Below are 24,815 nucleotides of genomic sequence, written 5' to 3'. Positions count from 1 at the left end.
TCACACGGGCCACGGGGCCCGACTCGCCCGGGGCCCGGCTCAGCAGAACGGCGGGTGCGGCGATTCGTACGTGACCAGCCGCTCGATCCGGGCCGTGCCCAGGTGGGCCGGCCAGTGCGGATTCGGCTCCCCGGTGCCGGTCATGTGCTCCCGCCGCCACGTCCGGCTCCAGCCGACCCGCCGCTCCGGCTCGAAGGTGTGCCTCCGCCCGCACGGACAGGGCACCAGGACCCGCGCGCAGGAGCGGCACAGCCCGGCCCGGTGGGGCGCGGTGGACAGCCGCACCACCGGCCCCTCCTCCCCGCAGGCCGGGCAGCCCGGCAGCTCGGCGCCGTCCATCAGCGCGTTCTGCCGCCGGACGTAGTCGGGCAGGCTCAACCGCGGGTGCAGGAAGGGGTCCTGGGCCCAGGCGAGGTCGGGCGAACTCCACCGCGGCCGGTCCCACCACGCCGTGGTCGACGGTGTGCGCCGCCCGGCCCGCTTCTCCGCCCGCCGCTGCGCCTGGTACTCCCGGAGCCGGGCCCGCCACAACTGCCGTGCCTCGTGCAGCTCCTCGACCGCCCGCACCAGTGACTCCGGGTCGGCCTCCAGCCGCCGGGGCAGCCGGGCGGAGACGGTGAGGTGGTGGTAGGTGGCCCGCAGCCCGTACGGGGCGAACTCGGTCAGACAGGTGCGCAGCGCGCTGTGCCGCCGGTACGGCGGGAGGCCGGCGTCGTGCACCCGGGCCCGGTGGGTGAGGAAGCTGGTCACCGCGCGGCCGCCGGGGCCGGTACCGGGGCCGGAGCGGCGGCGTCGGCGGGGGCGTGGATCCCCGGGACCGGCTGCTGCGTCGTCGTCATCCGGCGATGATGCCGGACGCCCGTCCGGCCCGGCCAGCGGATTCAGGCCGCGTCGGCGGCGATCGAGGCGAGCACCCGCCCGCAGCGCCGGGCGAAGGCGCGCTGGGCGAGCGGGAGCAGCGGGCCGGCCAGCCGGGCCCACCAGCTGACCGGGCGGCTGAACGCGGTGACGGTGAACCAGACCGTTCCGTCCGGTGCCGCTTCGAGCCGGAAGGTCTCCTCGCCCCGGGCCAGGTGGCCGTGCCTGGTCCCGTACGTGAAGCCGTACCGGTCGGGGCCGTCGTCGACGGCGAGCACCCGGTTGGGCGCACTCGCCCGGAGCGGTCCGAGCCCCAGGCCGCAGCGCACCGCGAGTCCCGGGGCCGCCCGTTCGGCCTCCGCCGCGATCCGGACGCCGGCCAGCCGGTGCATCCGCCAGCCGAGCAGGGCGGCCGCGGCGACGTCGAGGGCGGCGCGGCCGTGGCCGATCGCTGTCCGGTGCTGCAAGTGGCGGTAGCCGGAAGGGAGTTGGCCGGTGCGACTGGCGCCCAGCTCGGGGTAGCTGTAGTCGTTCATCGCGACACCTCCGGGGTGGTGATCCGGCGCCAGGCGAGGAGTGCGCAGAGGGCGAAGCCGAGCGCGTTGCCGAGGCCGTGGGTGGCGGCCATCCAGGTCAGGGTGGGGTGGGGGAGGCCGGCGGCCCGGCCGAGCGCCCACCAGAGGGCGAGCAGCATGGTGAGCGCCAGGACGGCCGAGGAGGCGGCGAGCAGCCGGGCGGTGGTCCGGTCCGCCGTGCGGGGGCGCAGTTCGCGCCAGCTGATCAGGCCGACCAGCCACATCCCGGTGCTCAGCACGACGGCTCCGGCGAACTGCCACCAGTTGCCGAGGAAGTACCCGGCGAGCACCAGCAGGGTGCCCGCCGGGACGCTGAGCGCCGCGCAGCGGGCCGCGCCGCAGGCCGGGTCGCAGGCCCGGCAGACCAGTCCGGCGACCAGGGCGGCGGTGAAGCCGGCGTAGTGGAAGTGCGGGACGGTCAGCGCCAGGATGTGCGGTTCGAAGCCGAACAGCGGGTAGCCGGAGCGTTCGGCGACCAGCGCGACCCCGGCGACCGAGGGGGCGGCCAGTGCGGTGAGCACGGCGATCTCGGCGGGGGCGAGCGAGCGGGTCCGGGCCAGTCGCCGGGGCGCCTGGAGGGCCACCGCGAGGGTGCCGAGCGCGTAGACGACGGCGGCGCCGGTGGCGAGGCCGCCGCGCGGCAGCCAGAGCGAGAGCGCCCCGGGGACGGCGGCGAGCGGCCAGAGCCGGCGGATCCGGGCGAGCCCGGGTTCGTCGACCAGGGCCAGTCCGAGCGGCAGTACGGCGCCCATGCCGAGCAGGACCAGCAGGTTCACCAGTTCCGTCGTGCCTGCGTCCATGCGGGCGCACCCCCTTCCGTACGCGCGGCGCACACACTTCCGTACGCGCGGCACACAGAGTCTTGAACGCGTTCAAATGAACGCTCGCCGCCGACTCTACCCGGCGGAGTTGAACGCGTTCAACTTCCCTCGCTCCGGCTGGCCTGGTGTTCACGCTGGGTGCGGCGCACTCTGGAGGAGTAACCGATGGAGGTGATCCGCCATGCAGACTCTGGTCGGTTGGCACATCGAGATGGAGTTCCGCGAGGACGGCGCCAGGACGACCGCCGCCGCCCTGCTCCGGCTCGGCGACGGGAGCGAACTGCGCGCCCACGGCTACAGCAGCCGCCACCCCTCCGATCCGGAACAGCTGCGGGTCGGCGAGGAGATCGCCGGGGCCCGCGCGCTCAACGAACTCGCCTCGCAGCTGCTCACCAAGGCCCACGGCGAGATCCAGGAGGTCAGCCCGATCCCGACCCACCCGCTCTCGTGACCGCCCCGCACCCGCACGGCGACCAGGCCGGACGGGACCCGAACCGCCCGCGCATCCCGCTGATCTGCCCCCGCTGCGGACACGAGCAGCAGGTGGTCCCCGGCGGTCCCGAACGGGCGGTCAAGGTGGTGCACGTGGGGACCGGCCGGGAGGCCTGCGAGCCGGGGGACCTGGCCGTGGCGCCGGACGACGGGACCTGAGCGGGCCCCGGGCACGAGCCGATCGCGGCCCGGGACCCGTTCGCACGGGTCCCGGCCCGCGGCGGGGCCGACCGCTTCCCGAGGGGGCTCAGTTGACGCAGTACGTGGCCGGCGGTCGCCACTCCGGCCCGAGCAGCCGCTGCTCCAGCTCGTTCAGCGTGATCCGGATCCCCACCGTCCCGGCCAGCCCGACCCGGAAGCGGCTGCGGGCCAGCACGATCAGCGCCGTCAGGCCGTACTTGTTGATCAGCGAGGTGCGGTAGCGCGCCGTGGCGTCGGGGTCGCAGAGCCGTGCGCGGGCCGGGAACCGGTGGCCGGTCGGGCGCCCGTGGGCGTCGCAGGGGCCGATCAGCACCCGGGGGTGGCGGCGGATCCGTTCGGCCTCGCCGGAGTGGGCGGGGGCCCAGAGGCCGAGTGCCGGGCCGTCCTCGACCACCCAGAGCTGCGAGTCCAGCCGGCTGCCGTCGTCGCCGAAGGTGGTCAGCAGCAGGTATCTGCTGTCGGCGAGCCGGTCGCTTCGGTCGAGCATGATCTCCTCCCTCTGGCGGGGGGCGGGCCATTCCATTCTCATCCACCGCGGGCGGCGGTTCGAGGGGGGTGCGGCCGCTCGTGCGCGATCAGGAACGCGGCGGGCGGCCGGAAACGGCGAGCGGCCCGCCCGGTGTCCTGGAAGACACCGGACGGGCCGCGTACGCACCCTCACGAACCTGGAACGGGCGGGGCTCAGTGCACCAGCACCGGCACCTCGTCGTTCTTCGCCGCGTCGGAACCGGCACCCGCACCCGTCGCGCCGGGGTGGCCGGCGTTGATGAAGGTGAAGGCCACGGCGGCGGCCGCCACCAGGATCCCGAAGGACACCCAGATCGCGGTCGTGAAGCCGTGCACCATGCCCTGGAACTGCAGGGCCTTGGCGGCCTCCGGCGAGGCGGCGGTGGCCAGCGCCTTGCCGTGCGAGGTCAGCCAGCTGGTGGTGGCGCTGGCCGCGATGGTGTTCAGCAGCGCGGTGCCGATGGCGCCGCCGACCTGCTGCGAGGTGTTGACCATGGCCGAGGCCACGCCCGCGTCCCGCGGCTCGACGCCGTGGGTGGCCAGGCTCATGGCCGGCATGAAGGCGGTGCCCATGCCGAGGCCCATCAGGACCAGGCCCGGCAGGATCAGCGCCGGGTAGGAGGTGTCCAGGCCGATGTGGGTCAGCAGGAACATGCCCACCGAGGCGGTCAGGAAGCCGGGCGCCATCAGGTAGCGCGCCGGGACCCGGGTCATCAGTCGGGCGCCGATCTGGGTGGAACCGGTGATCATGCCCGCCACCATCGGCAGGAAGGCCACACCGGTCAGCACCGGGCTGTAACCGCGCACGACCTGCAGGTAGTAGGTCAGGAAGAGGAACAGACCGAACATGCCGATCACGGCCATGCCCAGCGACATGTACACCCCACCGCGGTTGCGGTTCAGCACCACGCGCAGCGGCAGCAGCGGGGCGGCGACGGTGCGCTCCACGATCACGAAGGCGGTCAGCAGCACGACGGCGGCGGCGAACAGCCCCAGGGTGCTGGCGGCCGTCCAGCCGCTGGACTCGGCGCGGGTGAAGCCGTACACCAGGGAGACCAGACCGGTGGTCACCAGGATCACGCCGGGGATGTCCAGCTTGTTGCGGTTGCGGCTCCCGGCGGGCTCGCTGATCACCAGCACCGCGCCGGTGATGGCCACGACGGCGAACGGGATGTTGACGAAGAAGGTCCAGCGCCAGTTCATGTACTCGGTCAGGAAGCCGCCGAGGATCAGACCGATGGCGCCACCGCCACCGGCGATCGCACCGTAGATGCCGAAGGCCTTGGCGCGCTCCTTGGCCTCGGTGAAGGTCACCGCGAGCAGCGACAGCGCGGCCGGCGCGAGCAGGGCGCCGAACACGCCCTGCAGGGCGCGGGCGCCGAGCAGCATCGTGGTGTTCACCGCGGCGCCGCCGAGCGCCGAGGCGAGGGCGAAGCCGGTCAGACCGACGATGAAGGTCCGCTTGCGGCCCCACAGGTCCGCGATCCGGCCGCCGAACAGCAGCAGGCCGCCGAAGGCCAGCGCGTAGGCGGTGATCACCCATTGCCGGTTGCCGTCGGATATGCCCAGGTCCGTCTGGGCGGACGGCAGGGCGATGTTCACGATGGTGGCGTCCAGGACGACCATCAGCTGGGCGAGCCCGATGAAGATCAGCGCCTTCCAGCGCCGCGGATCCGGCTGGGTCGCCGATCGGGAGTCGGTTTGAGACATGGGGGTACCCATTTCACGTGCGTGAGGTGTGCGAGAACGGTCAACTGCCGTACGGGAACGGCAGGTTGCCGTACGGGGTGCGAGGGCGCGCGAACGCGTCCGGGCTCGGCGCCGGTCAGTGGCGCGCGGGCGGGGTGTCGGTGGGTCGGATCAGTGGTGTCGGGTCCAGGTGGTCGGTCAGTGCCGGGGACGGAAGTCCTCGAAGGTCGCTGCCCGGCCGGGCAGCACCGAAGGGGCCGGTGCGCGCAGGCCGTCCAGGAACAGCTGCAGGTGGCGGTGGACGAAGTCGTCGAGCAGCCGGCAGGAGGTGCCCGGCAGCGGGCGGCTCAGCTGGCTGATCGCGACGAACAGGTCGCCGTGGTCGACGTCGGCCCGGAGTTCGCCCGTGGCCCGGGCGCGCTCCATCAGTCCGCTCACGGCGGCCCGCAGGCGCTCCCGCGTCTCGGTCAGCTCCGGATCGTCCGGGTCGACGGTGCTGGTGAAGACGGCGCAGAGCCCGCCGACCTTCTCCGCCACGGTCGCGTGCACGAACCGCTGCAGAGCCTCGAACGGACCGCCGCCGACACCCGCGTCGGCCTCGGCCGTCGCCGTCTCGGCGAGGGCCAGGATGCGGTTCTTGACGAGCAGGGCCACTTCCTGGATCAGCTTCGTCCGGTCCGGGAAGTTCCGGTACAACGTGGCGTTGCCGACCCCCGCCCGCTTCGCGATCTCGTCCAGCGGCACCTCGGCACCGTGCTCGACGAACGCGTCCCGGGCCGCCAACACGATCCGCTCCCGGTTCCGGCTGGCGTCCGCACGCAACTTCGGCGTGCGCACACTCCCCGCGGAACGGGCCGACTCGGCGGCGACGGTGGTCATGACGACTGCTCCTCCAGGATACCGGGGAAATTCTCCCCGCTTCTGCCAACGTACTCGGAAACGGGGAATCCGTCCCCGGAATTTCCGCCCCTGATGTGACCTGTGTCACATCATGGGCGAAGTCGGTCGAGGCGACTATCGTCGAAGCTGGATGCCCCGTAACCACTCGCCGCTGTACTCGTTGCCCCGGCGGGTGCCAAGGCGAAGGAGCAAATCCCGTGACTGCGATCTCCGACCGCCCGCAGATGCTGCCCGAGCAGTTCGAGGACCTCGCGCACGCTCTGGCGCGGACCGCCGAAGGCGTCCGGCCGGAGTTCATCAACGGGAAGCTGGGGGTCAAGCCCGTGCCGGACGGCGATCACGGCCTGATCATCGAGTGGTTGATGCGAATCTGCATCCAGTCGCGTCCTGAGCTGTGGCTCTACGACCAAGGGCTGAAGGTCCAGACCTACCGCAACGGCCATGCGCGTCCTGATGGCACGCTCGCACCCACTGGCACGTTCGGGAGCCAGGGGGAGTGGGCGAGTGCCGACGGAGCACTGATGGTCGTCGAGGTGACCTCCTACGATTCCGACACCGAACGTCGGGACCGCGTCGAGAAGCCCCGGGCCTACGCCGAGACCGGCATCCCGGTCTACCTGCTGATCGACCGGGACTCCGCCGAGGTCGTCGTCCACAGCCAGCCCGACGGCGTCCGGTACGAGAGCGTACGGACCCTCCCGTTCGGCAGGACCGTCCACCTCCCCGAGCCGGTCGGGATCTCGCTCGACACCGAGCCGCTGAAGAACTGGGTGCGCTGAGCCCGGCCATGTCTTCCCCGGGCGGCTCCCTCTGTCGGCCTAGGCTGTGGGCGTCCCGGGCGGCCGGTGGGTCGTGGGAGTCGGGAGGGGCCCGGCGGCCGGGTGGGCGAGGAGGATCGCGATGGGCAGCGAGGAGACGACCGCCCGGGTGCGCTGCGTGGCGGCCGTTCCGTGCTGGGTGAGCCTGATGGCCCGGGACCTGGATGCCGCCAAGGAGTTCTACGGCCCGCTGCTGGGGTGGGGGTTCGAGCCCGGGCCGGAGCGCTTCGGTCCGTACGTGCACGCGGTGACCGGCGGGGAGGCGGTGGCCGGGCTCGGCGTGGCGGGCCTCGGGGCGGTGCCGCTGGCCTGGACGAGCTACTTCGGGACGGAGAGCGCCGACGCCGCCGCCGACGCGGTGCGCGAGCGCGGCGCGACCCTGGCGGTCGGCCCGCTGGCCTTCGACGCCGGGCGGGTGGCCTTCGCGGCGGACCCGGCCGGGGCGGTGTTCGGCATCTGGGAGGGCCCGCTGGGCCGGGCCCGGAAGCTGGACCTGCCGGGCGCCCCGGTCTGGATCGAGCTGCGCACCCCGGATCCGTTCGCGGCCGCGCTGTTCTACGGCGAGGTGTTCCGCTGGGACGGCCGGGACCCGGAGCGCTTCGAGACCCGCTGGGAGCACGACCGGGTGGTGCTGCGCGCGGAGGGGCACAGCGTCGCGGCGCTGGCCAAGGAGCAGGCCGCCGGCCCGGCCGGCCCGCCGCCGCACTGGGAGATCTCCTTCGCCGTCCAGGACGCCGACCGGGCACTGGCCCGGGCGCTGGAGCTGGGCGGGGCGGCGGTCGGTCCGGTCTTCGACTCCCCGTACGGCCGGGTGGCCCGGCTGCGGGACCGTGAGGGCGCCCGGTTCGCGGTGATCAGCCCCAAGCACTGATTCGCGCGGCCGGGCGCCGACCTACGCGGTCAGTCCGGCTGCCCGGGCTCCGGCTGCCCGGGCTCGGGCCGCCCGGGTTCCGCGCGCTCGGCCCGCAGCCGTTCGCCGAGCGCGGCCCGGGCGGCGGCGGGCACGGCCTTGCGGGCGGCCGGGAAGAGCACCTTCTCCTCGCCGGTCAGGTGCCGCCGGAGGGTGCCGGCGAGGCCGCCGAGCAGGGTGTCGAAGGCGGGGTCGTCCGGGCCGAGTCCCTGGAGGTCGGCGAGATACTGCCCGATCGCCAGGTGGTCGTGGATGCTGCTGAACACCAGCGCCCCGCCGTCGGGCACGTCGTGCTGGACGAGCGGGAAGAGGTGTTCCTCCTCGGCGGCGCAGTGGGTGAACAGCAGGTCGGTCAGCCGGGTCACCAGCTCGGCGCGCTCGGCCGAGCCGGCCGGTGCCGCCTCGACCCGGTCGAGCAGTTCGGTGACCGCCTTGTGGTCGGCGGTGAACTCTCCGAGGATGTCGGGCCTGCGGCTCATGGCGCGGCCGCCTCTCGTCCGGGATCAGGACTCGCCCCCGTACTGTCCAGTATCCGGCGCCGCCGTCGAGAACCTCGCCCCGGCCGTCCCGGCCCCGGGTTCAGCCGCCGTCCCGCCGTCCGGTGAGGGCCAGCAGCCGGGTCTGCGGCGCCGCGTCCTCGGGGACGGGCAGTGGCGGGTCGAACAGCCCGCTGCCGGAGAGGTCGCCGTAGCCGGTGAACTCGCCGAGTGCGAAGTCGACCAGTTCCGCCGGGAGCCGGGTGCGGGCCCCGATGCCCTCGGCGAGGTCCCAGCTGTGGATGACCAGGTCGGTGGTGAGCTGGTCCAGGTAGTACTGCCCGGAGACGTCGCCGAAGGAGAGGTGGACGGTGAGCTCGGTGGCGCCGGGCACCTCCCAGGCCCGTCGGGCGGCGTCGGCGGCGTCCGTCCAGGCTCCGACCGGGTCGTCGCCGAGCACGTCGCCGTCGAAGCGGGTGCCGACCTCGGAGACGGTGGCGCCCATCAGCAGTTCGGGTGCCCAGAGCTGCTCGCCGGCGAGGTGGTTGACCAGTTCGCGGACCGACCAGTCGGCGCACGGGGTGGGGGAGTCCCACTGCCCGGGCGTGACCAGCCGGACCCGTTCGGTGAAGGCGGCGAGTGCCTCGGGGTACGGGGTGCCGGGCCGGGTGGCCCGCTGGTGCTGCCTGCGTTGAGCCATGTCTCCACCCTGCCCCGGTCGTGGCGGGGTGCGCGAGTCGCTCACGGGCCGTCAGTTGTTCAAATTCGAACTCCAAGGTACGGTCGAGGAGCGGCCGGTTCAAATTTGAACAATAGGTGCGGGACACCACACCCGGCCCGGCCGCAGCACCGTTCACAGCCCTACGACCGATCCCGATCGATGGAGACGCGCATGCCGAGCAGCAGCCCGAGCACGACCGCCGCCACCAGTTCCACCGTCCGCCCCGCCCGGCAGGGCGCTGGGTCCGCCACCACCTCCCCGCACGCCTACGACGCCGGACTCCTGCTCCTGCGCCTGGCCCTCGGCCTGACCATGGCCGCGCACGGCAGCCAGAAGCTGTTCGGCTGGTTCGGGGGCGGCGGGATCGACGGCACCGGTCAGTTCTTCACCATGAGCGGCTACCCGGCGGGCAACGCCATGGCCGTGGTCGCCGGCCTCACCGAGGTCCTCGGCGGACTCGGCCTCGCCGTCGGCCTGTTGACCCCGCTCGCGGGCGCCGCGATCGTCGGCACGATGGTCAACGCGATCGCCGTCACCTGGGGCGGCGGCTTCTTCGCCCCGAAGGGCAACGAGTACGAGCTGCTGCTGACGGCGGGCGCCGCCGCCCTCGCGCTGACCGGCCCGGGCCGCTACGCGGTGGACCGCTTCCTGCCGGTGCTGAAGGCGCACCGCCTGGCGTACGGTGCGGCCGCGGTGGTGGTCGGCCTGGCGACGGCCGGGGTGATCCTGCTGCTGCGCAAGTAACACGCCGCCGCAGTCAGCCGGAACCGAACGTTCTTGCCCGGAAGCCGTGTTGACGCACCGTCAGCACGGCTTCCGGCGTTCCCGGCGCCGACTGTCCGGCGCCGACTGCCCTGCGCCGACCGATCGATGCCGACCGCCCCGCGTCGCCCGCCCGCCGCTACTCGCCGATCCGCACCAGCGCCAGGGTGATGTTGTCCGGTCCGCCCGCCTCGACCGCCGCCTTCCACAGCTCGAAGGCGGCCTTCCCGTCCGCCCGTTCGGGGCTCTCGTGGGTCCGGGCGAGCAGTTCGGCCAGCTCCTCCTCGGGCACCGGGTCGGTCAGCCCGTCACTGCACACCAGGTAGCGGTCGCCGGCGGCCAGCGGGGCGATCCGTACGTGCGGTTCCACGAAGGTGAGACCGAGCGAGCCGCCCAGGGTCTGGGTGACCAGCGAGGTGGTGCGCCGTCCGGGCGGCGGTGGCGGGCTGTCGTCCACGCTGACCCGCTGCAGTCCGTCCCCGGTGACCCGGTAGACCCGGCTGTCGCCGACGTTGAAGACCACCGCCTGCCCCGGCAGCAGCACCAGCCCGGCGACCGTGGTGCCCATCGCGGCCAGTCCGGGATCCCCGGCGGCGGCCGCGTACACCGCCCGGTTGCACTCCTGCAGCTCCTCCCGGACCGCCTCCTCGCCGTCCAGTCCGCTCCCGCCGGCCGCGAGCCGGCGGGCGACCAGGGTGCTGGCCACCTCGCCGCCCGGGTGGCCGCCCAGGCCGTCGGCGACCGCGACCACGCAGGGCGGTCCGAGCGGGAAGAGCAGGGTCTGCGGGTTGGTGGTGACCGTGGCGCAGAGCGTCCACGGGCCGACCGCGAGGCTGTCCTCGTTGTGCTCCCGCACCAGGCCCTCGTGACTGAGTGCGCTCACCGCGATGTACGGCGCCATCGTCGGCCGCCTTTCCGGAGGGCTCGCCCCCGTCGTCGGTCCCGGCCGTCCCCACCTTCCATTGTCGGCGGGAATAAGGATCCGCCACCCGGATGCTAAGGTGGTTGAAAGTTGGACTACCTGGAGTGTGGTGAGCAGCATGCAGTTCGGAATCTTCACCGTCGGCGACGTCACCCCCGACCCGACCACCGGCCGCACCCCGAGCGAGCACGAGCGGATCAAGGCGATGGTGGCCATCGCGCGCAAGGCCGAGGAGGTCGGCCTGGACGTGTTCGCGACCGGCGAGCACCACAACCCGCCGTTCGTCCCGTCCTCGCCGACGACCATGCTCGGCTACATCGCCGCGCAGACCGACCGCATCATCCTCTCCACCTCGACCACGCTGATCACCACCAACGACCCGGTGAAGATCGCCGAGGACTTCGCGATGCTCCAGCACCTCGCCGACGGCCGGGTGGACCTCATGATGGGCCGCGGCAACACCGGCCCGGTCTACCCCTGGTTCGGCAAGGACATCCGCCAGGGCATTCCGCTCGCGATCGAGAACTACGCGCTGCTGCACCAGCTGTGGCGCGAGGAGGTCGTCGACTGGCAGGGCCGCTTCCGCACCCCGCTGCAGGGGTTCACCTCCACCCCGCGCCCGCTGGACGACGTCCCGCCGTTCGTCTGGCACGGCTCGATCCGCAGCCCGGAGATCGCCGAGCAGGCCGCCTACTACGGGGACGGCTTCTTCGCGAACAACATCTTCTGGCCCAAGGAGCACTTCCAGAAGCTGATCGAGCTCTACCGGAGCCGCTACGCCCACTACGGTCACGGCACGCCGGAGCAGGCGGTCGTCGGCCTCGGCGGGCAGCTGTTCATGCGCAAGAACTCCCAGGACGCGGTGCGCGAGTTCCGTCCGTACTTCGACAACGCGCCGGTGTACGGGCACGGGCCCTCGCTGGAGGAGTTCACCGAGCAGACCCCGCTGACCGTGGGCAGCCCGCAGGAGGTCATCGAGAAGACCCTGACCTTCCGCGAGAGCTTCGGCGACTACCAGCGCCAGCTGTTCCTGATGGACCACGCCGGCCTGCCGCTGAAGACCGTGCTGGAGCAGCTGGACCTGCTCGGCGAGGAGGTCGTGCCGGTGCTGCGCGCCGAGTTCGCCAAGGGCCGCCCGGCCGGAGTGCCGGACGGGCCGACCCACGCCGCGCTGGTCGCGGCCCGCGACGGCCGTGACGCCGACGAGAAGTCCGACGAGAAGGCGGAGGTCGCCCGATGACCGTGTTCAAGCTGGCCGTGGTGAGCGCCGGGCTGAGCAAGCCGTCCTCGACGCGCCTGCTGGCCGACCGGCTCGCCGAGGCGACCGTGCGCCGGCTCGCCGCGGAGGGGCGGCAGGCGAAGGTCACGGTGATCGAGCTGCGCGACCTCGCGGTGGACATCGCCAACAACTTCGTCACCGGTTTCCCGGCCGCCGCGCTGCGCGGGGCCATCGACACGGTGACGGAGGCGGACGCGGTGATCGCGGTGACGCCGATCTTCACCGCCTCCTACAGCGGCCTGTTCAAGTCCTTCTTCGACGTGATCGACGACGACGCGCTCACCGGCAAGCCGGTGCTGATCGCCGCCACCGGCGGCACACCCCGGCACTCGCTCGCCCTGGAGCACGCCGTGCGGCCGCTGTTCAGCTACCTGCGCGCGGTGGTGCTGCCGACCGCCGTGTACGCGGCCACCGACGACTGGGGAACGGCGGGGGACGCGCTCACCGACGGCCTGCCGGGCCGGATCGACCGGGCGGCGGGCGAGTTGGCGGCCCTGCTGGCCGGTCGCGGCCCGGCGACGCGGCCCGCGCTGCCCGAGCAGGTGGTCCCGTTCGCCGAGCAGCTGGCGGCGCTGCGGGCCTGACCCGGCCTTCGGCGCTGACCCGGCCTTCGGCCCTCACCTGAACGGCCCCACCGGAGCGAGCCTCCGATGGGGCCTTCGGCCATCCCGGTGGAGCCGTTCGGCCGTGTGCCGGCCGTGCCGGATCGTCCGCTCTGCGATGTAATCGTTGGCATGATCGGATTCGTGCTGGTCCGTCCCACTTCGCCCGCCGTGTCGATACACCGGTACCCGCCCGATCCGTCCCTGGGCTGGCGAGCGTGAGCGTGCTGCAGGACAACCCCGTCCCCAGGCCCCCGAGCCTCCCGAGGAGGAGCACCGCCATGCACCCCGCACCGCAGCCCGAACCGCAAGCCGTCCTGTCCCCGCTGACCAGTGCGGCGATCTTCCTGACCCTCACCGTCGAACCCGGCGGCGAGTCCACCGTCCGCGAGCTGCTGCCCGAACTCGCCGGACTGCGCCGGGCCGTCGGCTTCCGCGCCCCCGACGGTGGCCTCACCTGCGTCACCGGCATCGGCTCCGAGCTCTGGGACCGGCTGTTCACCGGCCCCCGGCCGGCCGGGCTCCACCCCTTCCGGGAGCTGGCCGGCCCCCGCCACCGGGCCCCGGCCACCCCCGGCGACCTGCTGCTCCACCTGCGGGCCGAGCGGATGGACCTCTGCTTCGAACTCGCCGGCCGGCTCACCTCCCGGCTCGCCGGGGCGGCCACCGTGGTCGACTCCGTCCAGGGCTTCAAGTACTTCGACGACCGGGACCTCCTCGGCTTCGTCGACGGCACCGAGAACCCCGAGGGCCGGGCCGCCGAGACCGCCGCCGTGGTGGGGGAGGAGGACCAGGCCTTCGCCGGCGGCAGCTACGTCATCGTCCAGAAGTATCTGCACGACCTGGACAAGTGGAACGCGCTGAGCGTCGAACAGCAGGAGGGCGCGGTCGGCCGCACCAAGCTCACCGACATCGAACTGGACGACGACAGCAAACCCGCGGACTCGCACGTGGCCCTGACCGTGATCACCGACCCGGACGGCGCGGAGCGGAAGATCGTCCGCTTCAACATGCCGTTCGGCTCCTTCGCGGGCGGCGGCGAGTACGGCACCTACTTCATCGGCTACGCACGCGACCCCGGCGTCACCGAGGAAATGCTCCGCAACATGTTCCTCGGTCGCCCGCCCGGCACCACCGACCGGCTGCTCGACTTCTCCACCGCGGTCACCGGCGCCCTGTTCTTCGTGCCGACCGCCGACCTCCTGGACTCCCCACCGGCCGCGCCCGGCGCCGTCCCGACCCCCTGAACGGGAAGCCGCTGTCGCTCTACGGCTTCAGCAAGCACCACAAGGGCATGGACATGGCAATTGTGAAGCAAAAGTGCTTGACTATGGTCATTGTGCGGCATTGCTTTCTGCTCGATCCCGATCGGCATGATCGCCGAGGTGATCTAACCAGAAAATGAGGACGCCCATCAAACGGGTGTCCCCCCGACCGCGCAGCATCGCGGGATTACTTATTGTATGAAGATCGTTTGACGTTGGCGAGTGCCGAGCGGGCCAATGCGACCTCGTCCGCGATGTCGACTTGTCCGGCCAGGTTCACGGCTGCGGTCAGATGAATTACGGCGGCCGTCGGGTTGCCGAGTGCTGCCTCGCACTGGCCCAGCCCGCGGAGGGCGGCCACTTCCTCCCGGGCCGCGCCGATGGAGCGTGCCAGCTCCAGGGCTGCCGCGTGGTGGTCCTGCGCCTCCTGGAGGCGTCCTGCCGCAGCCAGGGTCTCGCCCAGACCGTTGAGGCTGTCGGATTCATAGCGGGCGCTGCCGACCTCGCGAAATGTCGCCAGTGCCGACCGGTAGAGCGAGAGAGCGCGTTCGAGTTCATCCGGGATCGGCAGCGTGGCTGCCAGATTCGTGCGAATGACGGAAAGGTCCACCGGGGGCATGAGGCCGTCCCCGATATCCAGAATTCTTTCGAACATGTCGCGCGCTGCCGGATTGCGTCCGGAGGTGAGGTGGAGTTCCCCGAGATTGTTGAGTATCCGGAGCTCGAGAACCCGGTCGTTGAAGTTCCGGGCAAAGGGGAGGGCGCTGTCATAGGCGTCCTGTGCCGCCTCCGAATTCCCCATCGAGCGGTGCAGGACGCCGATGTTGGCGAGGCAGCGGGCGACGTTCAGCTGGTCGTCCTGCTCTAGTCGGATGGTGAGCACCTCCTCCTGGAACGCCAGTGACTCGTGGAGGCGGCTCTGGTTCCAGCGCAGCCGTCCGAGCAGGCCGAGCGCGTTCGCCGTCGCGTCCTGGTCGCCCTCGCTCCGGGCGAGGGCCAGTCCGCGTTCGAGCGCCCCGGTCGCGGAGTCGTTGTGCGAGGCGTTGGCGAGCGTGGCCCCCAGGTCGATCAGGGCCCATGCCTCCTGCCGGTCGTTCGCTCGCGATCGCCAGTGCGCCGCGGCTGCCCGGTGCATGTCCTGCGCCTCGCGCCAGTACGCCTCGGCGTCCAGATGGCCGGCCAGGACGTGGGCGAGCCAGGCGCCGGTCTCCGCGAGTCCGACCTGATGGGCGTGGGTGGTCAGGGCGACCAGGCCGGCGTGCTCGGCCTCCAGCCAGTCCTTGGCCGATTCGGGGGAATTGATCGGGACATCTCCCAAAAGGTCGTCTATGACATCGAGTTGACGATCATCCGGGATTCCCGTTCTCGATCTGCGGGGATAGAGCAGCCGGTCCGCCCGGTCAGCCGCGTGCAGGGCGAAGCGGAGCAGTCGGTCGACTGCGGTGTCCTGATGCTCCTCCTCCATTCCCAGGATCACCGCGAACTCCCGTAGAAGATCGTGTAGTTGGTATCTTTCGGGCGAAATTTCGACAATCAGGCTGCAGTTCAGCAGCGCCTCCAGGACCTCATCGGCATCGTCCACCGTCCGCCCCAGCAGCGCGGCCGCCGCGTGCACCCCGAAATCGGGTCCCGGATGCAGCCCGAGCAACCGGAATGCGGACCGCTGCCCCGCCGGGAGGTACTGGTACGAGACCTCGAACGCCCGGGCGATGCTGGCCGAGCCGCTGCGGATCTCGGCGAGGCGGGCCTTGCGGGAGAGCCGGTGGGCGAGGTGGTCGAGGGTCCAGGAGGGGCGGGCCTTGAGGCGGCTGGCGGCGAGTTCGATGGCGAGCGGGAGGAGGCCGCAGCGGTCGACGATCTCGACGACGCGGTCGCGGTCCGTCGAGCGGTCGGGGCCGACCACGCTGCTGAACAGGGCCACGGCGTCGTCGACCGGCAGGACGTCCAGGAACACCGGTCTTGAGGCCGGGAGTTCGGCGAGCCGCTGGCGGCTGGTGACGATGATCAGGGCGGCCGGTGCGGGTGGCAGCAGCGGGCGGATCTGGGCGGCGTTGGCGGCGTCGTCGAGGACGACGACGGCCCGGCGCGTGGCGAGGGTCTCGGCGCACAGGGCGAAGACCTCGTCGGCGTCGAGCGGGATGGTGGTGGCGGGCACGCCGAGGCGTCTCAGCAGCAGGGCGCCGGCGGCCTCCGGGGTGAGCGGTGGCTGGGTGCCCACATGGGCGCGCAGGTTGAGGTGGACGTACCCGTCGGGGAAGTGCTCGCGCATCAGGTCGGCGGCGTGCAGGGCGAGGGTGGTCTTGCCGACGCCGGGCATGCCGAGGATCGCCGACACGGTGATCACCCCGCCCTGACCGGCACCGGCGCCGGGCAGCACCCGTCGGAGGTCGTCCCGCCGCCCGATCAACCGGTGCCGCCCGGGCGGTTCCACGACCGGACCGGGCGCAACGGCCACGGGGGCCGGAGCAGCCGCCGGAGCCGGAGCCGGAGCCGGAGCAGCCGCCGGAGCCGGAGCCGGAACCGCTGGAACGGTCGGAGCCGCCGGAGCGGCCGCCGGAACGGCGGACACCCGGGCCCGCGTCCCCGGCAGCGGTTCGCCGTTGAGCATCAGCCGGTGCAGCCGGGTGAGTGCCTCGCCGGGTTCGGTGCCGAGGTGGGCGCGGAGCAGTCGGACGACGGCTGGGTAGACGGTCAGCGCCTCGGCCTGGCGGCCGGCCGCGTGGAGGGCGGTCATCAGGTGGCCGGCCAGGCGTTCGTCGGTGGGCCGGTGCTCGCGCAGCGCGGTGAGTTCGGGGATCAGCTGGTGGTGGCGGCCGATCCGCAGGTCGAGCTCGATCCGTTGCAGGGTGGTGGCGAAGCGCTGGTCGGTCATGGCGGCGCGGGTGCTGTGGGCCCAGTTGCCGGGCAGGCCGGCCAGGGGTTCGCCGCCCCAGAGTTCGTCGGCGCGGCTGAGTACGGTTCTGGCCTGGTGGTCCTGTCCGTTCTCGGCGAGTAGTCCGGCTTGCTTGCAGAGGTCCAGATATCGGTGCCAGTCGATGAGTTGGGGATCGGCCCGAAGGGTGTACGTGTGCGATCGGGTGTCGATCGTCGGCGCTTCCCCGGGGTTTTCCCGTCCGGCGGCGCGGGCGGCCCGTCTGAGCAGTGCCCGTAGGTGGGACACGTGGCTGTACAGGGTGGTGAGGGCGCTGGGCGGTGGTGCCACGTCCCACAGGAGGTCCACGAGCGATGTGTGGGGGAGCGGCCTTCCGAGCTCCAGGGCCAGCGCGGCCAGCAGCTGTCGGCGTTTGTCGGAGTGGAGTGCCAATGGCTCTCCGTTCACCGACAGTTCAACTGATCCCAGGAGATGGAACTTCACGCGACGCCCCCCGCCGGTTGGCTACCAGCTTGCTGTGTCGCGGGTGAGCATGGCATGCGGTCGGGGCGATCGGCCATAGCACCGAGGGGGTTCGGGAGATGGTCCTTTGGGAATGTTCTCGACTTGACGACATGTCATCTGCTAATGCCGCGCGGTCAATTCGCCGATGACAGTCGATGACGGTCGAGGTCGGTCGAGGGCAGGGGGAGCCAGTGGCAGGACGGGCCGTGGTCGGTGGTCGCGGGTGACGGATGAGGCCAATCTGCCCCTGGGGGTCGTGCGCAACTCGCTGACCGGCGGGGGCGGGGTCGCCGGTTCGGTGGTGCAGGCGGGCGCGATCCACGGCGGAGTGCATCTGCACGCCCCCCAGGTGCTCCCCACACCACGCCAACTCCCGCCCTGTCCGAGGCGGTTGATCGGCCGGGAGGCCGATCTGGCGGCGCTCGACCGGTCGTTGAGCGAGGACGCCGGACCGGCGGACGGCACCCTGGTGGTGACCGGCCCGGCCGGGGTCGGCAAGACGGCGCTGGCCGCCCAGTGGTTGCGCGGCCAGTCCGAGCGCTTCCCGGACGGTCAGCTGTACGCGGATCTGCGCGGCTACGCCCCGGGCGGCCCGGTCGATCCGGCGGAGGCGCTGGGCGCCTTCCTGCGGGCGTTCGGGATCTCGCCGGTGCCCCGGAGCCTGGCGGAGGGCGCCGCGCTGTGGCGTTCGCTGGCGGCCGAGCGGCGGATCGCCGTCCTGCTGGACAACGCCTCGACGGCCGCCCAGGTCCGGCCGCTGCTGCCCGGTTCGGACGGCACGGTGGTGGTGGTGACGAGTCGGCGCCGGCTCACCGGGCTGGGGATGGACGGCGCGGTATTCCGCGCGCTGGAGCCGCTCGCCCCGGAGGCGTCGACCGAGATCCTGGCCGACCGGGTCGGCGGGCGCCGGGTGGCGGACGAGAGCGTGGCCGCGGCCACGGTGGTGGACGCCTGCGCCGGGCTGCCGCTGGCGATCTGCCTGGCGGCGGCCCGGATCGCGGCCCGCCCGGCCCAGTCGCTGGCGGCGACGGCCGAGATGCTCGGGCGCGGCACCGACCGGCTGGCGGCGCTGGACGTGGAGGGTGAGACGGTGCGGGACCTGCTGGACGCCTCCTACGGTGTGCTGGAGCCGGCCGCCGCCCGGCTGTACGGGCTGCTGGGCCTGCTGCCCTTCGCCGAGTTCACCCTGGCGAACGCCGCCGTCCTGGCGGACACCGACCTGCCCGGCGCGGACCGGCTGCTGGACGGCCTGATCGACGTGCACCTGGTCGAGGAGAAGGGCCCGCAGCGGTTCCGCTTCCACGACCTGGTCCGGCTGCACGCCCGGGCGTGCGGGTCGGAGGTCCGGGGAGCCGCTGCCACCCGGGCCGCCCTCGACCGGATCGTGGACTGGTACCTCGCCACCGCCACGGCCGCCGAGGCGGTCGTCTCGCCGAGTCACCGCACGCTCGCCCGCGACCACCTCACCCGGCCGGTGCTCCCCGCCGGCGGGTTCGCGGACGACTCCGGCGCCGTGGCGTGGCTCGACGAGGAGCGCGACCGGCTGGCCGACGTCCTGCGCTGGTGCGAGGAGCTGGACCGGCCCGCGGCCGCCTGGCAACTCGCCGACGCCATGTGGCCGTTGTTCCTGCGACTGCGCCCGGCCGCACTGTGGGTGGAGGCGCACCGGATCGGTCTGCGGGCGGCCCGGGCGGCCGGGGACCGTTCCGGCGAACTGCGGATGCTCACCTCCGGCGGCAACGGCCTGCGGAACGCGGGCGAGGGGGCGGAGGCGGCCCGGTGGTTCGGCGAAGCCCTGGACCTCGCGGGGGAGTTGGGCCACCCGCTGGCTCAGGCGGACGCACTGTACGGGCTGAGCCAGACCCACCGGATGGCCGGGCAGCTGCTCCAGGCCGCCGAGTGCCTGCTCCGGGTGGTGGAGTTGCGCGAGGCCCAGGACTACCTGCGCGGCTCGGCGCTGGCCCGGCTGGCGTACGGGGAGGTGCTGCTGTTGGCCGACCGGGCCGCCGAGGCGGTGGAGCCCATCGAGCGGGCCGGCCGCGAGCTGTCCTCGATCGAGGACGACTACGAGGCGGCCCGCGCGCTGGCCTTCCTGGGCCTGGCACACGGCCGGCTGGGTGCGTACGACCTCGCGGAGGCCCGGCTGGCGGAGGCCCTCGCGGGCTTCCGGGCCGCGCGGTCGGCGCACTGGGAGGCGCGGACGCTGGAGTTCGCCGGGCTGGTCGAGGAGCGGCGCGGCCGCCCGGAGGCCGCGCGCGCCCGCTTCGAGCAGTCCCTGGCCCGGTACCGGGAGGTCGGTGCCACGGCGGAGGCGGCCGGGCTGGCCGACCGCCTCGCCGTTCACGCGGAAGCCGCCACCCCCCGTCCCGGCACCCCGGAGGCGTGAGCCGGCCGGGTGTCGAGGACCCAGGCGCTGACCCAGGCCAGCTCGGTCAGCGCCCGTCCGGCGGCCAGCCAGGCGTGCGCCAGCGAGCCGAGGACCAGCGGCAGCGAGGACGGGCCGGGCGGCTGGGAGGCCCGCAGGACCAGCCGGGCCCCCGTCCGGGCGAGCAGTTGCACCGTCCCCGTACGGTGCTGGGCCGTGGCCACCGCACACCCGGGGTGCGCGGACAGCAGCTCCGCGAGCCGCCCGTGCGCCTCCGCCGCCGGGAGCAGCCCGAGGTGCAGCACGTCGGCCTGCCGCCGCCAGCGGAGGCCGCCCGGCCGGGACAGGTCGAGCACCAGGTGCTCGTCCACGAACCCGGGCCCGGGCCGGTCACCCGGAGCCGTCGACACCGGGGCCGTGGCCGCCGGGTCCGTCGTCACCGGGTCCGTGGCCAGCAGCCCGTGGCCGACCCAGGCGGCGGACACCAGCCGGGCCTCGAACAGCATCGCCGCCGGGGCGCCGACCGGCGTCAGCCGCATCGTGTGCAGTGCCGCGCTCATCCGGCCCGCCGTGCCTCGGCCGCCGCGATCGCGTCCAGCGGGTCCGGCAGCGGCAACGGCTCCGGAGCCGGAGCGTGCGCCGGCTGCCCCAGCCCGAGCACCCGGTACAGCAGTCGCCGGGCGTTCCGGTCGAACCGGCCCGGTTCGGAGCTGATCCGGGCGGCGATGGCGGCGTACTCCTCCGGGCGGTACTGCTCGGCGGCGTACGAGAGCTGGTCGACCAACGGGTGCCCGGGCGAGAGCGCGGGCGCGGTGCGGGCGAGTTGTGCGGCGGGCGAGCGCGGGTTGACGTTGCGGTGCGGGTACTCGGCGAGCAGGACCGGGGCGCCGGTCATCGCCCCGTAGAGGGTGACCGAGCCGTGGTCCCCGATGATGAAGTCGGCGGCGACCAGCAGCGGCCGCCAGTCCGTCTCGGGCGGGACGACCGTGACGACCCCGCGCGCGGTGGCCCGCGCCCAGGAGCGCACGGCGAAGGCGCCGTGCGCCGCCGAGATGTTGGGGTGGGTCAGCAGGACCGCCCGGTAGCCGTGCCGGGGCAGCTCCGAGGCCAGCCGGGGCAGCACGGCGTCGAGCCGGGTGAAGAGCGAGCCGTCGCCCCAGGTGGAGGAGACCAGCACCAGCTTCTCGTCCCGCCGCAGTCCCAGCGCGGCCCGGTGGTGCTCGCGGTGCGGCAGCGCGGCGGCGATCCGGTCGTAGCAGGGGTCGCCGACCACCTCGGCGATCGGCAGGGCCTCCGGGCAGCTGCGCCGCAGTTCCAGCAGCTCCTCCTCGTGGGCGAGCGCGAAGGAGGCGGGGACGAGCCGCCCCTCCCAGTAGAGGTAGTCGGGGCCGAGTCCGACGGCCGGCCGCTCGCCGCCCGGGGCGCTGTTCCGGGCCAGCTTGATGTTGCCCGCCCCGTGCGGCAGCCGGACGACCGGGCCGTGCAACTGCTCCATTCCCTGCGACCCGGCCGCCAGGACCAGGTCGAACTCGCGCCGGACCGCCTGCTCCCACGGCAGTACGGTGCCGCCCATCGCCTGGAGGATCTCCGCGGTGCCCCGGTTGAAGGTGTGCGGCGCCACCGTGAACTGCACGTGGACCCGCAGGTCCGAGGCGAGCAGCGAGTAGAAGTCGTGCAGTCGCTTCGCGTACACCATCGTCTGCGCGACGACCAGCACTTCCTTGCGGTCCCGCAGGGTCTCCCACGGGCCGTTGTTGCTCCACGTCTCCTGGGTGGGACGCGTGGGGTGCGTCCCGTTCGCGGTCGTGATGTCCTGTTCCCCGTGCACCAAGGTCATTCCGTTCCCCCTCCTTGATCGCAGGTCGGGGCCGTCGAGCAGCCCCGCCGCCGATGGTCCCCGGACCGGCTGGCGAATTCGTTGACGGGACCTGGCGGGGCCTTGCGGAAACCTTGTGTCCGCTTGCCGCCCCGGCGGGAGGCCGCCGGGGCGGGGTAGGGTACTGAGTGCCTTTACGAGGGGTACTGAGTGCCGTATTCTCTCGGTGGAGCCTCTTCCGCAAGTCGAACAGAGCCGACCCGGCCTGCCGGTCCAGGTGGTGCTTGCGGTACGAGGGTCGCAGCCGGGCCTGGCTTGGCACTCAGTACCCTCGGCCTGACCTGAGGCCATGGATCCAGTGCACCCGTGCACCCGTGACAGGAGAAACCGCTCATGAGCTTGAGGATCGTCGTCTGTGTGAAGTACGTGCCGGACGCGACGGGCGACCGTCGTTTCGCGGACGACCACACCACGGACCGGGAGGGCGTGGACGGCCTCCTGTCGGAGCTGGACGAGTACGGCGTCGAGCAGGCGCTGCGGATCGCCGAGGCGAACGAGGGTGCCGAGGTCACGGTGCTGACGGTGGGTCCGGACGACGCGAAGGACGCGCTGCGCAAGGCGCTGTCGATGGGTGCGGACAAGGCCGTGCACGTGAACGACGACGACATCCACGGTTCGGACGTGATCGGGACGTCGGCGGTGCTGGCGAAGGCGCTGGAGAAGACCGGGTTCGACCTGGTGATCGGTGGCATGGCGTCGACGGACGGCACGATGGGTGTGCTGCCGGCGCTGCTGGCGGAGCGGCTGGGTGTGCCGCAGGTGACGCTGCTGTCCGAGGTGTCGGTCGAGGGCGGCGTGGTGAAGGGCCGTCGGGACGGTGACGCGGCGACCGAGCTGGTCGAGGCGGCGCTGCCGGCGGTGGTCTCGGTGACGGACCAGTCGGGTGAGGCCCGGTACCCGTCGTTCAAGGGGATCATGGCGGCGAAGAAGAAGCCGGTCCAGTCGCTGGACCTGGACGACCTGGGCATCGAGGCGGACGAGGTCGGTCTGGCGGGTTCGTGGACGGCGGTCGAGTCGGTGGCGGCGCGTCCGGCGCGCACCGCGGGCACGGTCGTCAAGGACGAGGGCGAGGGCGGCAAGCAGCTCGCCGCGTTCCTCGCCGACCAGAAGTTCATCTAGGTCCACCCCCCGATCCAGCGAAACACGGAGACATAGAGCAATGGCTGAGATTCTCGTCCTGGTGGACCACGTCGACGGTGCGGTCCGCAAGCCCGCCCTCGAACTGCTGACCCTGGCCCGCCGCATCGGTGAGCCGTCCGCCGTCGTCCTGGGCGCCGGTGCCGCGGCCGCCGACATCGCCGCCAAGGCCGCCGAGTTCGGTGCCGCCAAGGTGTACGTCGCGGACGGCGCCGAGTTCGCCGACCAGCTGGTCGTCCCCAAGGTGGACGCCCTGGCCCAGATCGCCAAGGCTGGCGACGCGGCCGCCGTCCTGGTGACCTCCTCCGGCGAGGGCAAGGAGGTCGCCGCCCGCGTCGCGCTGCGCCTCGGCTCCGGCATCATCACCGACGCGGTGGACGTCCGCGCCGGCGAGCAGGGCCCGATCGCCACCCAGTCGGTGTTCGCCGCCTCGTACACCGTCGACTCCCGCGTCAGCAACGGCGCGCCGGTCATCACCGTCAAGCCGAACGCCGTCGCCCCGGAGGCCGCCCCGGCCGCCGGCGCGGTCGAGAACGTCGCGGTGGCGTTCACCGGCAACGCCGCCAAGGTCACCTCGCGCACCCCGCGGGTGTCCACCGGCCGCCCCGAGCTGACCGAGGCCGCCATCGTGGTCTCCGGCGGCCGCGGCGTCGGTGCCGCCGAGGGCTTCGGCGTGGTCGAGGAGCTCGCCGACGCCCTGGAGGCCGCGGTCGGCGCCTCGCGCGCCGCCGTCGACGCCGGCTGGTACCCGCACAGCTCGCAGGTCGGCCAGACCGGCAAGCAGGTCTCCCCGCAGCTGTACGTCGCCAACGGCATCTCGGGCGCCATCCAGCACCGGGCCGGCATGCAGACCTCGAAGACCATCGTGGCCGTCAACAAGGACCCCGAGGCCCCGATCTTCGAGCTCGCCGACTACGGCGTGGTCGGTGACCTGTTCGCGGTGCTGCCGCAGCTCACCGCGGAGGTGAAGGCCCGCAAGGGCTGATCCCCCGGAACAGCGCGGAGGGCGTGGCACTCGGTACCCCGGTACCGAGTGCCACGCCCTCCGGCGTTCTCCGAGCGCGGCCCGCGCCACCCGCTCCGGCTACTCCGCGAAGGCCGCGAGGTGCTGGGTGAAACCGCCCTTGGTGGGAGGCAGTGGCCTGGGCTCGACGTCCTGCACCGGCGGCGGCTCCTCCACCGGCAGCAGGCGCAGCTCGGGCTGGTCGGAGCCGGGGGAGGAGTGCAGCCGCACCCGGGTGCCGACCGGGACGGTGCTGCGCATCCCGTCCACGATGCACCAGACGTCGAAGCCCTCCGCCATCCGGATCAGCGACTTCTGACGGACCAGCGGCGTCCGGGCCTGCTCGACCGCGCAGCGCCGGACCACGCCCGTGCCCTCGCTGGGCTCCAGCCGCAGCTCGGTGGAGCCGCAGGTGGGGCAGAGCAGCCGCTGGAAGGTGGGGTTGTTGCACCAGGTACAGCGCTGGAAGTACAGCGTCGTGCTCCGGGTGTCGGCGTCGATGGCTGAGTGGACCACGTTGTCTCTCCCTGCGCTCGGACCGGCTCTCACGGCAGTAGTACGGCAGGAAAAGAATAGGGAACTCAGTGCCGCCCTGTGAAGGCACTGAGTTCCCTTTTTGCCGCGCACGTGCATAATGAAGGGTACTGAGTACCGTCGTGAAACAGGAGTGGCGATCATGAGCCAGGAGTTCGATCTCTTCCGTATCTCCGAGGAGCACGAGATGCTCCGTGAGGCGGTGCGTTCGCTGGCCGAGGCGAAGATCGCTCCGTTCGCGGCGGAGGTGGACGAGCAGGGTCGGTTCCCGCAGGAGGCGTTGGACGCGCTGACGGGCAACGATCTGCATGCGGTGCACGTGCCGGAGGTGTACGGGGGTGCGGGGGCGGACGCGCTGGCGACGGTGATCGTGATCGAGGAGGTCGCGCGGGTGTGCGGCTCGTCGTCGTTGATCCCGGCGGTGAACAAGCTGGGGTCGCTGCCGGTGCAGCTGTCGGGTTCGGAGGAGTTGAAGGCGAAGTACCTGGGGGCGCTGGCGCGGGGCGAGGGGATGTTCTCGTACTGCCTGTCGGAGCCGGAGGCGGGGTCGGACGCGGCGGGGATGAAGACGCGTGCGGTGCGTGACGGTGACTTCTGGGTGCTGAACGGGGTGAAGCGCTGGATCACCAACGCGGGGGTGTCGGAGTTCTACACGGTGATGGCGGTGACGGATCCGTCGGCGCGGTCGAAGGGCATCTCGGCGTTCGTGGTGGAGAAGGGCGACGA

Annotated in this window: 25 protein-coding genes; 12 read left to right on the top strand and 13 right to left on the bottom strand. The window is 72.7% G+C overall.

What is annotated here, in order from left to right; translation table 11 throughout:
* Nucleotides 1–39: 39 nt before the first annotated feature.
* The 3 genes from ABTZ03_RS20875 to ABTZ03_RS20865 all read right to left on the bottom strand — a co-directional run bounded on the left by ABTZ03_RS20875 (nucleotide 40) and on the right by ABTZ03_RS20865 (nucleotide 2,233).
* Nucleotides 40–750 (bottom strand): hypothetical protein, encoded by a 711-nt coding sequence (locus ABTZ03_RS20875; protein ID WP_350514519.1) that lies wholly within the window; start codon nucleotides 748–750, stop codon nucleotides 40–42.
* Nucleotides 751–881: 131 nt separating this feature from the next.
* On the bottom strand, nucleotides 882–1,394 hold the full coding sequence (locus ABTZ03_RS20870; protein WP_350514518.1) for a DUF1990 domain-containing protein: 513 nt from the start codon (nucleotides 1,392–1,394) through the stop codon (nucleotides 882–884).
* On the bottom strand, nucleotides 1,391–2,233 hold the full coding sequence (locus tag ABTZ03_RS20865) for a YndJ family protein (RefSeq protein WP_350514517.1): 843 nt from the start codon (nucleotides 2,231–2,233) through the stop codon (nucleotides 1,391–1,393). Before ABTZ03_RS20865 ends, ABTZ03_RS20870 begins: the two co-directional genes overlap by 4 nt.
* Before the next feature lie 202 nt (nucleotides 2,234–2,435).
* Between ABTZ03_RS20865 and ABTZ03_RS20860 the strand changes: the two genes are divergently transcribed.
* Both ABTZ03_RS20860 and ABTZ03_RS20855 read left to right on the top strand, forming a co-directional pair.
* Nucleotides 2,436–2,705 carry a DUF1876 domain-containing protein gene (locus ABTZ03_RS20860; protein WP_350514516.1) on the top strand — a complete coding sequence of 90 codons (270 nt, stop codon included), beginning with the start codon at nucleotides 2,436–2,438 and terminating at the stop codon, nucleotides 2,703–2,705.
* Entirely contained in the window at nucleotides 2,702–2,905 is a 204-nt protein-coding gene (locus tag ABTZ03_RS20855; protein WP_350514515.1) for a hypothetical protein, read from the top strand. The genes ABTZ03_RS20860 and ABTZ03_RS20855 overlap by 4 nt, the downstream gene beginning before the upstream one ends.
* An 88-nt stretch (nucleotides 2,906–2,993) precedes the next feature.
* Here ABTZ03_RS20855 and ABTZ03_RS20850 read toward each other — a convergent pair whose 3' ends face one another.
* From ABTZ03_RS20850 to ABTZ03_RS20840, 3 genes are all read right to left on the bottom strand, one after another.
* Nucleotides 2,994–3,434 carry a PPOX class F420-dependent oxidoreductase gene (locus tag ABTZ03_RS20850; protein ID WP_350514514.1) on the bottom strand — a complete coding sequence of 147 codons (441 nt, stop codon included), beginning with the start codon at nucleotides 3,432–3,434 and terminating at the stop codon, nucleotides 2,994–2,996.
* A gap of 194 nt (nucleotides 3,435–3,628) precedes the next feature.
* A complete protein-coding gene (locus ABTZ03_RS20845) occupies nucleotides 3,629–5,164 on the bottom strand; it encodes an MFS transporter (protein WP_350514513.1) in 1,536 nt (511 codons plus the stop codon).
* A gap of 177 nt (nucleotides 5,165–5,341) precedes the next feature.
* The gene (locus tag ABTZ03_RS20840; protein WP_350514512.1) at nucleotides 5,342–6,022 is read right to left on the bottom strand and encodes a TetR/AcrR family transcriptional regulator; all 681 of its coding nucleotides are present in this window, start codon (nucleotides 6,020–6,022) and stop codon (nucleotides 5,342–5,344) included.
* 218 nt (nucleotides 6,023–6,240) lie between these two features.
* On the opposite strand from ABTZ03_RS20840, the gene ABTZ03_RS20835 reads away from it, so the two are divergent.
* Both ABTZ03_RS20835 and ABTZ03_RS20830 read left to right on the top strand, forming a co-directional pair.
* The gene (locus ABTZ03_RS20835; protein WP_350514511.1) at nucleotides 6,241–6,822 is read left to right on the top strand and encodes a Uma2 family endonuclease; all 582 of its coding nucleotides are present in this window, start codon (nucleotides 6,241–6,243) and stop codon (nucleotides 6,820–6,822) included.
* A 121-nt stretch (nucleotides 6,823–6,943) separates the two neighbouring features.
* Nucleotides 6,944–7,732 (top strand): VOC family protein, encoded by a 789-nt coding sequence (locus ABTZ03_RS20830; protein WP_350514510.1) that lies wholly within the window; start codon nucleotides 6,944–6,946, stop codon nucleotides 7,730–7,732.
* Nucleotides 7,733–7,761: 29 nt separating this feature from the next.
* On the opposite strand, the gene ABTZ03_RS20825 is transcribed toward ABTZ03_RS20830, so the two are convergent.
* Nucleotides 7,762–8,250, bottom strand: coding sequence for a hemerythrin domain-containing protein (locus ABTZ03_RS20825; RefSeq protein ID WP_350514509.1), 489 nt, complete (start codon nucleotides 8,248–8,250; stop codon nucleotides 7,762–7,764).
* A 100-nt stretch (nucleotides 8,251–8,350) separates the two neighbouring features.
* Nucleotides 8,351–8,947 carry a TIGR03086 family metal-binding protein gene (locus ABTZ03_RS20820; protein ID WP_350514508.1) on the bottom strand — a complete coding sequence of 199 codons (597 nt, stop codon included), beginning with the start codon at nucleotides 8,945–8,947 and terminating at the stop codon, nucleotides 8,351–8,353.
* 192 nt (nucleotides 8,948–9,139) lie between these two features.
* On the opposite strand from ABTZ03_RS20820, the gene ABTZ03_RS20815 reads away from it, so the two are divergent.
* Nucleotides 9,140–9,712 (top strand): DoxX family protein, encoded by a 573-nt coding sequence (locus tag ABTZ03_RS20815; RefSeq protein ID WP_350514507.1) that lies wholly within the window; start codon nucleotides 9,140–9,142, stop codon nucleotides 9,710–9,712.
* A 157-nt stretch (nucleotides 9,713–9,869) separates the two neighbouring features.
* Here ABTZ03_RS20815 and ABTZ03_RS20810 read toward each other — a convergent pair whose 3' ends face one another.
* Entirely contained in the window at nucleotides 9,870–10,631 is a 762-nt protein-coding gene (locus tag ABTZ03_RS20810) for a PP2C family protein-serine/threonine phosphatase (RefSeq protein ID WP_350514506.1), read from the bottom strand.
* Nucleotides 10,632–10,770: 139 nt separating this feature from the next.
* Here ABTZ03_RS20810 and ABTZ03_RS20805 point away from each other — a divergent pair, with 139 nt between their 5' ends.
* The 3 genes from ABTZ03_RS20805 to ABTZ03_RS20795 all read left to right on the top strand — a co-directional run bounded on the left by ABTZ03_RS20805 (nucleotide 10,771) and on the right by ABTZ03_RS20795 (nucleotide 13,780).
* Nucleotides 10,771–11,892 (top strand): LLM class flavin-dependent oxidoreductase, encoded by a 1,122-nt coding sequence (locus ABTZ03_RS20805; protein ID WP_350514505.1) that lies wholly within the window; start codon nucleotides 10,771–10,773, stop codon nucleotides 11,890–11,892.
* Nucleotides 11,889–12,515: an FMN reductase gene (locus ABTZ03_RS20800; protein WP_350514504.1), complete on the top strand. Its 627-nt coding sequence runs from the start codon at nucleotides 11,889–11,891 to the stop codon at nucleotides 12,513–12,515. Before ABTZ03_RS20805 ends, ABTZ03_RS20800 begins: the two co-directional genes overlap by 4 nt.
* Nucleotides 12,516–12,814: 299 nt before the next feature.
* Nucleotides 12,815–13,780: a Dyp-type peroxidase gene (locus ABTZ03_RS20795; protein ID WP_350514503.1), complete on the top strand. Its 966-nt coding sequence runs from the start codon at nucleotides 12,815–12,817 to the stop codon at nucleotides 13,778–13,780.
* A gap of 205 nt (nucleotides 13,781–13,985) precedes the next feature.
* Here ABTZ03_RS20795 and ABTZ03_RS20790 read toward each other — a convergent pair whose 3' ends face one another.
* On the bottom strand, nucleotides 13,986–17,153 hold the full coding sequence (locus tag ABTZ03_RS20790) for an AfsR/SARP family transcriptional regulator (protein ID WP_350514502.1): 3,168 nt from the start codon (nucleotides 17,151–17,153) through the stop codon (nucleotides 13,986–13,988).
* A 277-nt stretch (nucleotides 17,154–17,430) separates the two neighbouring features.
* Between ABTZ03_RS20790 and ABTZ03_RS20785 the strand changes: the two genes are divergently transcribed.
* The gene (locus ABTZ03_RS20785; protein ID WP_350514501.1) at nucleotides 17,431–19,560 is read left to right on the top strand and encodes an ATP-binding protein; all 2,130 of its coding nucleotides are present in this window, start codon (nucleotides 17,431–17,433) and stop codon (nucleotides 19,558–19,560) included.
* On the opposite strand, the gene ABTZ03_RS20780 is transcribed toward ABTZ03_RS20785, so the two are convergent.
* Both ABTZ03_RS20780 and ABTZ03_RS20775 read right to left on the bottom strand, forming a co-directional pair.
* Complete coding sequence (locus ABTZ03_RS20780) at nucleotides 19,515–20,099, bottom strand: hypothetical protein (protein ID WP_350514500.1); 585 nt, start codon at nucleotides 20,097–20,099, stop codon at nucleotides 19,515–19,517. The two genes, ABTZ03_RS20785 and ABTZ03_RS20780, sit on opposite strands and share 46 nt — an antisense overlap.
* Nucleotides 20,096–21,376, bottom strand: coding sequence for a CDP-glycerol glycerophosphotransferase family protein (locus ABTZ03_RS20775; RefSeq protein WP_350514499.1), 1,281 nt, complete (start codon nucleotides 21,374–21,376; stop codon nucleotides 20,096–20,098). Before ABTZ03_RS20775 ends, ABTZ03_RS20780 begins: the two co-directional genes overlap by 4 nt.
* Before the next feature lie 372 nt (nucleotides 21,377–21,748).
* On the opposite strand from ABTZ03_RS20775, the gene ABTZ03_RS20770 reads away from it, so the two are divergent.
* Together ABTZ03_RS20770 and ABTZ03_RS20765 are read left to right on the top strand one after the other, a co-directional pair.
* A complete protein-coding gene (locus tag ABTZ03_RS20770) occupies nucleotides 21,749–22,534 on the top strand; it encodes an electron transfer flavoprotein subunit beta/FixA family protein (RefSeq protein ID WP_350514498.1) in 786 nt (261 codons plus the stop codon).
* Nucleotides 22,535–22,574: 40 nt separating this feature from the next.
* Nucleotides 22,575–23,537: an electron transfer flavoprotein subunit alpha/FixB family protein gene (locus tag ABTZ03_RS20765; RefSeq protein ID WP_350514497.1), complete on the top strand. Its 963-nt coding sequence runs from the start codon at nucleotides 22,575–22,577 to the stop codon at nucleotides 23,535–23,537.
* A gap of 99 nt (nucleotides 23,538–23,636) precedes the next feature.
* Here the strand turns inward: ABTZ03_RS20765 and ABTZ03_RS20760 are convergent, their stop codons facing one another.
* Entirely contained in the window at nucleotides 23,637–24,071 is a 435-nt protein-coding gene (locus ABTZ03_RS20760) for a PhlB family protein (protein ID WP_350514496.1), read from the bottom strand.
* Between the two features lie 160 nt (nucleotides 24,072–24,231).
* Between ABTZ03_RS20760 and ABTZ03_RS20755 the strand changes: the two genes are divergently transcribed.
* The coding region (locus ABTZ03_RS20755) for an acyl-CoA dehydrogenase family protein (protein WP_350514495.1) at nucleotides 24,232–24,815 on the top strand (584 nt) is incomplete at its 3' end.

Source organism: Kitasatospora sp. NPDC096077 (assembly GCF_040303245.1).
GTDB lineage: Bacteria > Actinomycetota > Actinomycetes > Streptomycetales > Streptomycetaceae > Kitasatospora.
This window is presented reverse-complemented; position numbering and strand designations above follow the sequence as displayed.

Excerpts from the sequence above, each read along its gene's own strand:
- ABTZ03_RS20870 (WP_350514518.1), bottom strand. The coding sequence starts at position 1,394 with ATGAACGACTACAGCTACCCCGAGCTGGGCGCCAGTCGCACCGGCCAA.
- ABTZ03_RS20865 (WP_350514517.1), bottom strand. The coding sequence starts at position 2,233 with ATGGACGCAGGCACGACGGAACTGGTGAACCTGCTGGTCCTGCTCGGC.
- ABTZ03_RS20860 (WP_350514516.1), top strand. The coding sequence starts at position 2,436 with ATGCAGACTCTGGTCGGTTGGCACATCGAGATGGAGTTCCGCGAGGAC.
- ABTZ03_RS20850 (WP_350514514.1), bottom strand. The coding sequence starts at position 3,434 with ATGCTCGACCGAAGCGACCGGCTCGCCGACAGCAGATACCTGCTGCTG.
- ABTZ03_RS20845 (WP_350514513.1), bottom strand. The coding sequence starts at position 5,164 with ATGTCTCAAACCGACTCCCGATCGGCGACCCAGCCGGATCCGCGGCGC.
- ABTZ03_RS20840 (WP_350514512.1), bottom strand. The coding sequence starts at position 6,022 with ATGACCACCGTCGCCGCCGAGTCGGCCCGTTCCGCGGGGAGTGTGCGC.
- ABTZ03_RS20830 (WP_350514510.1), top strand. The coding sequence starts at position 6,944 with ATGGGCAGCGAGGAGACGACCGCCCGGGTGCGCTGCGTGGCGGCCGTT.
- ABTZ03_RS20825 (WP_350514509.1), bottom strand. The coding sequence starts at position 8,250 with ATGAGCCGCAGGCCCGACATCCTCGGAGAGTTCACCGCCGACCACAAG.
- ABTZ03_RS20820 (WP_350514508.1), bottom strand. The coding sequence starts at position 8,947 with ATGGCTCAACGCAGGCAGCACCAGCGGGCCACCCGGCCCGGCACCCCG.
- ABTZ03_RS20815 (WP_350514507.1), top strand. The coding sequence starts at position 9,140 with ATGCCGAGCAGCAGCCCGAGCACGACCGCCGCCACCAGTTCCACCGTC.
- ABTZ03_RS20810 (WP_350514506.1), bottom strand. The coding sequence starts at position 10,631 with ATGGCGCCGTACATCGCGGTGAGCGCACTCAGTCACGAGGGCCTGGTG.
- ABTZ03_RS20805 (WP_350514505.1), top strand. The coding sequence starts at position 10,771 with ATGCAGTTCGGAATCTTCACCGTCGGCGACGTCACCCCCGACCCGACC.
- ABTZ03_RS20800 (WP_350514504.1), top strand. The coding sequence starts at position 11,889 with ATGACCGTGTTCAAGCTGGCCGTGGTGAGCGCCGGGCTGAGCAAGCCG.
- ABTZ03_RS20795 (WP_350514503.1), top strand. The coding sequence starts at position 12,815 with ATGCACCCCGCACCGCAGCCCGAACCGCAAGCCGTCCTGTCCCCGCTG.
- ABTZ03_RS20780 (WP_350514500.1), bottom strand. The coding sequence starts at position 20,099 with ATGAGCGCGGCACTGCACACGATGCGGCTGACGCCGGTCGGCGCCCCG.
- ABTZ03_RS20775 (WP_350514499.1), bottom strand. The coding sequence starts at position 21,376 with ATGACCTTGGTGCACGGGGAACAGGACATCACGACCGCGAACGGGACG.
- ABTZ03_RS20770 (WP_350514498.1), top strand. The coding sequence starts at position 21,749 with ATGAGCTTGAGGATCGTCGTCTGTGTGAAGTACGTGCCGGACGCGACG.
- ABTZ03_RS20765 (WP_350514497.1), top strand. The coding sequence starts at position 22,575 with ATGGCTGAGATTCTCGTCCTGGTGGACCACGTCGACGGTGCGGTCCGC.